General features: G+C 76.2%; 1 protein-coding gene. It reads right to left on the reverse strand.

The features are described from left to right. Positions 1-99 precede the first annotated feature (99 nt). Positions 100-1,773: a hypothetical protein gene (locus ACFVIM_RS34880; protein WP_384310330.1), complete on the reverse strand. Its 1,674-nt coding sequence runs from the start codon at positions 1,771-1,773 to the stop codon at positions 100-102. Positions 1,774-2,010 lie beyond the last annotated feature (237 nt).

Genomic DNA, 2,010 nt, shown 5'->3' on the forward strand with positions numbered 1-2,010 from the left:
GCCGTAGGCCCCGTACGGGGACGGGCCTGCGCCCCCGTACGGGGCCTACGGAGGCGGACAGGAACGGAATCGCCCGGTCCGAGGGGACCCGGCGGCGCGTTACAGCGGCGGGTCGCCCTTGTGGATCCGCAGCGGCGGGCTCTTCGGCGCGAGCCGGAGGGTCCGGCCGGACTCGTCGGCCACCACGCGCCGGTCACCCAGCGGCTTCTCCAGTGTGACCTTCACCGTGCGGGTGACGGCGAGGGCGACGCAGACCCCGTCCGACGGCTTCTCGTGCCTCCGTACCCGTACCTCCGTCGCGCTCTCCTCGGCCTCCGCCGTATAACCGCCGCACACCCCGCCCTCGAAGGCGAGGGTCAGCGTCCGGCCCGTGGCCGTGTACCCGAGGAAGTCCGGTGGCGAGGGGGCCGCGGGCGGCGCGTTCGGCGGCGCCGGGGGAACCGAACCGGCGGGAGGCGCCTCGACCGCGGACAGCGGCGACTCGAAGGGCTTCGCCGCCTTCCCGTGCGGCTGGAGTGTGAGCAGCCAGGCGGGGGTCAGCGTCGGCCGCCCGTTCAGGTACTGGTGCCAGAGCCCGAGCACCGCGCGGGTGACCGTCATCCGCTGCCGCTGGGCCGGGGTGGGCTGGGCGCAGGGATCCGGCAGCCCGGGGGCCGTGAGCGGCGTCGGCCGCCCGGGCTCCGGCAGCGGCTCCGGCTTCTGCGGCAGGATCCCGCTGGACACGGAGGCGCCATCCTCCTGGGGTTGTGTCGAGTTCTTCGCGGTGCCGCCCTCGCTCAGCGGTACCGGTACGGCACAGTCCGTCACCTGGTCGTCGCTCGCCGCCAGGGCGTGGCTGTTGGACTGGTCGATGGCCTCCTGGGCGGTGAAGATCTCCGGGGAACCGGCCCGGGTGAAGCGGTCCAGCGCCCCCTGGCCATGGCTGACCCGGCCGTTCTCCGCCACCTCGACCGTGGCGCCGAGACCGTGCACCGGCAGTCCGCCGACGACGGCCCGCGCGGTGACGGTACGGCCGGGGCCGCGCGCCGCCTCCACCGTGACCTGGGCGTCCGCCATGCCGATCGCCCGCAGCACGGGCGCCGCCGCCCGCCGGGCCCACGCTTCGTCCAGCTTTCCGGGCGTCAGCGACGGAGCGAGCCGCGCCAGCCCGGGACCGAGACCGACGCCGGACGGGCAGGCCGTGCCCTGGACGCACCCCGCGCCGGTGCGGCGGTTCTCGCCCCCGTGATAGATCCACTCACCCGCGCCCGCGTTGTGCACCTGGAGCACGGGCCCCGCACCGTCCCGGTCGGCCCAGATCCGCCAGTACGGGCCGTCCCGCTCCGGCGCGCCCGTCAGCCCCAGCGCCCGGCCCAGCCGGGTCACCTCGGCCACGGGAACACCGGAGCCGTCGGCATGGTGGACCGCGGCGCGCTGCGGCCCCGTCGTCCGACCCAGCGCCCCGGCCCTCACCTCGTAGACCGTGCCCGGTCCGACGGCGCTGAGCGGGGCGGGCTCCCCGGGGGCGATGGCCGATGTGGGCGTGGCCACCGGGGCGGGCAGCGTCCGTTCGCCGTCCGCCGTCCGGGCCGCGCCCGGATCGGTCGCGACGAGGACCCCACCGCCCGCGACCACCGCCGCCAGCGCCACCCCGGCGATCAGGGGCAGCCGCCAGCGGCGCGAGCGCGCGGTCCGCTCCTCGTCGTCCGCCGAGGTGCGGGGGCCGATGACACTCGGGCCGTCGTGGTGATCATGGTCATCCTGGCGGTCCTGGCCGCCGTGATCGCTCTTCACCGGGCCGCTCCTCCTTCTCTCCGCGTTCCCCGTCGCTCTCCGTCGCTCTCTGTCACTCCCCCTCGCTCTCAGGAGGGTTCGTCATCGCCCGTACGGGAGCGTGGATGGGACGGAGCGGGGGCGCGCGGGGGTGCCCCGCCGCCCGCGGGGTGCGGGCCCCAGTTGCGGCGGGGTGTTTCGGGGGGGTTTGCCCGGGGGGCAGGGGGGTAAAAAAAAAAGAAGCAGCCCCCCCCCGGG

Source organism: Streptomyces sp. NPDC057638, from assembly GCF_042800315.1.
Lineage (GTDB): Bacteria > Actinomycetota > Actinomycetes > Streptomycetales > Streptomycetaceae > Streptomyces.